Source organism: Nonomuraea terrae (assembly GCF_004348995.1).
Classification (GTDB): domain Bacteria; phylum Actinomycetota; class Actinomycetes; order Streptosporangiales; family Streptosporangiaceae; genus Nonomuraea; species Nonomuraea terrae.
In genome coordinates, this window is record NZ_SMKQ01000355.1 from 1 (window position 1) to 5,019 (window position 5,019).

At 72.7% G+C, this 5,019-nt stretch carries 2 protein-coding genes and 1 pseudogene; all 3 read right to left on the reverse strand.

From position 1 onward, the window contains the following. Positions 1–488: 488 nt before the first annotated feature. Positions 489–1,724 (reverse strand): annotated as a pseudogene (locus E1286_RS45960) (UDP-N-acetylmuramoyl-tripeptide--D-alanyl-D-alanine ligase); the annotation flags it as partial. After that, positions 1,721–3,253: a UDP-N-acetylmuramoyl-L-alanyl-D-glutamate--2,6-diaminopimelate ligase gene (locus E1286_RS45965; RefSeq protein WP_132623527.1), complete on the reverse strand. Its 1,533-nt coding sequence runs from the start codon at positions 3,251–3,253 to the stop codon at positions 1,721–1,723. The gene E1286_RS45965 and the pseudogene E1286_RS45960, both read right to left, overlap by 4 nt. Before the next feature lie 40 nt (positions 3,254–3,293). Next, a partial coding sequence (locus E1286_RS45970; RefSeq protein ID WP_132623525.1) for a peptidoglycan D,D-transpeptidase FtsI family protein occupies positions 3,294–5,019 on the reverse strand: 1,726 nt, incomplete at its 5' end.

The following is a 5,019-nucleotide window of genomic DNA, read 5'->3' on the forward strand; positions in this document are numbered from 1 at the left end:
GGGCTCTGCGGGTGGGGGCCAGGCCCGTGAGTGCCCGGTACCGCCGCGGGCGGCACCGGCGCAGGACCGCCGTAAGGCGCCCCACCGGGCACAGGACCGCCATGCGGCGCCCCACCGGGCACCGGGCCGCCGTGCGGAGCCCCACCCGGAACGGGACCACCGGCGCCGCCGGGAACAGGGCCGCCAGGAACAGGGCCGCCAGGAACAGGGCCGCCAGGAACAGGGCCGCCAGGGACAGGGCCGGCCACCGGAGCAGGAGGATGAGGAACGCCGGGAGCCGTGGGCTGCGGGGCGGGCCGGACCGCTCCGGCGTGACCCGGCTGACCGGCCGTGCCCGCGGGAGGCCGGCCAGGAGAAACCGCCCCGGCGGGACCGGAGTGCGCAGCCGCACCCGTGGGCGGCGGGACGGGCGGTGCCGCCCCGGCCGGGCCGGCGTGGGGAGCGGGGCCGGGAAGCGGAGGAGCCGCTTGGTGAGGCGCCGGAACCGATTCGCGGGCGGCGGCGTGCGCGCCCTCCAGGACGGGCTCGGCGTCGGGCCCGGCCACGATGAGGCCCGCCAGCCCCGCCGAGCCGGCCATCCGCCCGAGCTCGGCGTTGAGCGCCGGCCCGTCGTCGCCGAGCTCCCGCAGCGCCGCGATGACCGCGAACCGCCGCCGCCCCTTGCCGAGCACCTCGAACATCTCGAAAGCGGCCCGCATCGAGTCGGGGTTGGCGTTGTAGGCGTCGTTGACGACGGTCACCCCGTCGGGCCGGTCGGTGACCTCCATCCGCCACCGGCTGCGCGGCGTGGCCGCCGACAGCTCCTCGGCGATGGTCGCCACCGGCAGGCCCAGCTCGTAGCCGGCCGCGGCGGCGGCCAGCGCGTTCTCGACCGCGTGGCCGCCGTACAGCTGCAGCGACACCGGGGCGGTGCCGGACGGCGTGCGCAGCGTGAAGGAGGCGCGCCCGCGGGCGTCGACCACGACGTCCTCGGCCCGGATCGCGGCGGACTCGCCGCGCCCGAAGAAGGTCACCCGCGCGTCAGTGCGGGAGGCCATGGCCCGCACCAGCGGGTCGTCGGCGTTGAGCACCGCCACGCCCGTGCGCGGCAGCGCCTCCACCAGCTCGCCCTTGGCCTTGGCGATGGCCTCCTTGCCGCCGAACACGCCGAGGTGGGCGGTGCCGACGTTGAGCACCACGCCGATCTGCGGCGGAGCGATGCGGGTCAGGTCCTTGATGTGGCCGATGGTGCGGGCGGCCAGCTCCAGCACCATGAAGCGGGTGCCGAGGTCGGCCCGCAGCACGGTCAGCGGGTGGCCGAGCTCGTTGTTGAAGCTGCCGACGGGCGCGACGGTGGCGCCGATCCGGCCGGTGAGCCGGGCCAGGAGGTCTTTGGTGCTGGTCTTGCCGGCCGAGCCGGTCACGCCGATCACGGTGGCCTCGGGCAGCGCCCTGACCTGGGCGGCGGCCAGCTCGGCGAGCGCGGCGGCGGCGTCGGGAACGATCACCGACGGCGCCTCGACCGGCCGGGTGGCCAGCACGGCGACGGCGCCGGCGCGGACGGCCTGCGCGGCGTAGTCGTGACCGTCGACCCGCGCGCCCTTGATGGCGACGAAGAGGGATCCCGGTTCGACGGCCCGTGAGTCGATCACGACGGGCCCGCGCACCACCGCGCGGGGATCGGCCATGCCCGACAGGGCGCCCGAGGTTATCTCGGCGATCCTGGCCAGAGGCATCGGGATCATGAGTGCTTCCTGCTTTCCTTGCGTGCGTCGATCGCTTCGGCGACCACGTCGCGGTCGTCGAAGGGGATCACCTCGCCAGACACGTACTGGCCCTGTTCGTGGCCCTTGCCGGCCACCACGACGACGTCGCCGCGCCCGGCCCGGGCGATCGCGAGGCCGATGGCGGCCGCGCGGTCGGGCTCAATGATCACATGAGCGCGGTCGTGCTGCGGAACGCGGAGCGCTCCCTCCATCATCGTCGTGAGGATGGCCAGCGGATCCTCCGAGCGCGGATTGTCGCTCGTGAAGATGGCCACATCCGCCAGTCGTGCGGAGATTTCTCCCATAATGGGACGTTTACCCGAATCGCGGTCGCCGCCACAGCCAAGCACGATGATCAGCCTGCCGGCCGTCACGGAGCGCAGGGAGCACAGCACCGATTCGACGGCGCCCGGCTTGTGCGAGTAGTCGACGATGGCCTGGAAATCCTCATCGGCGCCGGTGACGCGCTCCATGCGCCCGGGCACGCCGGTCAGCGTGCCGACGCCGTGGACGGCCGTCTGCAGCGGCACCCCCGCCTCCACGAGCGTCACGATGGCGCCGAGCGCGTTGGCGACGTTGAACGGGCCGGGCAGCGCGATCTGCGCGTCGGCCTCGACCCCACCGGGCCCCACCACCCGGAACGCGCTCCCGTCGGCGCCGAGCCGGGCGTCCATCGCCCGCCAGTGGGCCTCCGGGTCGCCCTGCGCCGAGAACGTGGTCATCGGCACCTTCGCCAGGCCGAGCAGCTCGCGCCCGTAACGGTCGTCGACGTTGGTCACGCCGGCCCGGCTCAGCTCGGGCTGGAACAACTTCGCCTTGGTCGCGAAGTAGTCGTCGAAGTCCTTGTGGAAGTCGAGGTGGTCCTGCGACAGGTTGGTGAACAGGGCCACGTCGTAGAAGATGCCGTCGACCCTGCCGAGCGCGAGCGCGTGGCTGGAGACCTCCATGGCGGCGGCGGTGACGCCCTCCTCCCGCATCAGGGCGAACAGGCCGTGCAGCTCGGACGCCTCCGGCGTGGTGAGCGTGGGCTGGAAGCGCAGGTCGGCCGCGCGGATCTCGACCCCGCCCACCAGACCCGTACGGTGACCGGCCGCCCGCAGGCCCGCCTCCAGCATGAACGTGGTGGTGGACTTGCCGCTGGTGCCGGTCACGCCGAGGATCTGGATGTCGTGGGCCGGCTGGCCGTACACCCAGGAGGAGATCTGCCCGAGCAGGCCGCGCGGATCGGGCACGACGAGCACCGGCAGCCCCGTGGCCACCGCCGTCTCGCGGCCGGCCGGATCGGTGAGCACGGCGACGGCGCCGCGCGCCATGGCGTCGGCGGCGTAGTCGGCGCCATGGGCGCGGTTTCCTGGCAGGGCGACGTAGAGGTCGCCGCGCCTGACGTTGCCGGAGTGGATGGTCACGCCGGTCAGGGCGGCATGAGGTGAGCGCGACGAGCCGGAATCGGCGTCGAGCATGGTCGCGAGCCCGGTCAGCGGGCGAGGCGGGCTGGACGTGGGGCGCATGGACGACGGGGGACGCACGGCGAGAGCGTACCTTCCCTGCTCACTGGTCCGCGCGCGCCCGCACCGGCGGCGCGACGGACCCTGTGGGAGGAATCTTCTTGCTCTTGATGGCGAACGTCATCACATCCTTGAAGACCGGGGCCGCCAGCTCTCCGCCGAAGTGGCCCTTCTTGGGGTTCTGCACCACCGACAGCACCACGAGCCGGGGCTTGTCGGCGGGCGCGAACCCGGCGAAGGAGGCAGTGTAGCCGTCGTAGCGGCCGAGTTCGGCGTCGTAGCGGTTGGCCGTTCCTGTCTTGCCCGCCACCCGGTAACCCGGGATGGCGGCCAGCTGCCCCGTTCCCTCGGCGCCGACCGCGCTCTCCAGCATCGTCGTGATCTCCTTGGCCGTCGTCTCGCTCACCACCTTGGTCTGCTTACCTGCGGGAGCGGGGACGAACCTGCCCGAGGCGTCGGTCGTGCCGGCCACGATCTGCGGCTCGACCTTGACGCCGCCGTTCGCGATCGTCTGGTAGACGCTGGCCATCTGCAGTGCCGTCACCGAGACGCCCTGCCCGTACGCGACCGTGCAGTTCTGGCTGCCCGACCACTTGCGGTAGTCGGGCAGCAGCCCGGCCTCGGCGTTCGGGACTCCGCCGCCCGGCCTGGTGCCGAAGCCGAACGCCTGCAGCATCTGGTGCAGGCGTTCGCTGCCGATCTCGCGCGCCGCCATGACCGTGGCGACGTTGCTCGACTCGGCCACCGCCTGGCGGAAGGTCATCGACTCCACCTTGTGCGTGTGGGCGTCGTGCAGCACCTGGTCGGCGCAGCGGATGCGGTCGGGCACGCGGTACACCGTGTCGGGCGTGACCGCGCCGGCCTCCAGCGCGGCGGCGGCGGTGATCACCTTGTTGGTGCTGCCGGGCTCGAAGACGTCGGCGGCGGCCTTGTTGACGTAGCTCTTCGGGTCGGCCTTGCGCCAGTTGCCCAGGTCGAGCTCCGGGGCGTTGGCCATGGCGACGATCTGGGCCGTCTGCACGTCCATGACGATCACGGTGCCGCTGTCGGCGTTCGACGCGCGCACCTGCTGGTCGATGGACTTCTGGGCGGCCCACTGGATGTCGCGGTCGATCGTCAGGCGCACGTCCTTGCCCTCGACAGGGGAGGTGTGCTGGCTGCTGGTCATCGGGATGCGCTGGCCGTCGCGGCCGGTCTCGACGAGCTGCTTGCCGTCGCGGCCGGCCAGCAGGGAGTTCTTCGCCTGCTCCATGCCGCCGAGTCCGGTGCCCTCGTCGCCGACGAAGCCGATGAGGCTACCCGCCAGGTCGCCGGCCGGGTAGAGCCGGCGATAGGTCCTCTTCGTCGCCAGCGACGGGATGCGGGCCTGCAGCAGCCTGGTCGCCACGACAGGGTCGACGTCGCGGGCCAGGAGCTGGTAGCGGGTGTGGGTCCTGGCCAGCTTCACGGCCATCTCCTGCTCGGTGCTGCCGAGCTGCTGGGCCAGGATCTGGGCCACCTTCTGGCGGATCTGCGCGGGCACCTTCGTGGGGTCGATCGACACCTCGCGGGCCTCGACGGTGACGGCGAGCTCGTGACCGTTGACGTCGGCGATCGAGCCGCGCTTGGCCGGGATGATCTCGATGTGCTGGCGCTGGCCGACGGCGGCGGCCTCGTACACCTTGGAGTCGAGACCCTGCATCTGGATCAGCCGCCCGGCGAAGATCGAGAGGATGAAGGTCATGCCGATGAGGCCGATGTTGATGCGCCGGCGCGGGCTGCCCAGGCGC

Coding starts and splice junctions, on each gene's coding strand:
- E1286_RS45965 (WP_132623527.1), bottom strand. CDS start 3,253: ATGCGCCCCACGTCCAGCCCGCCTCGCCCGCTGACCGGGCTCGCGACC.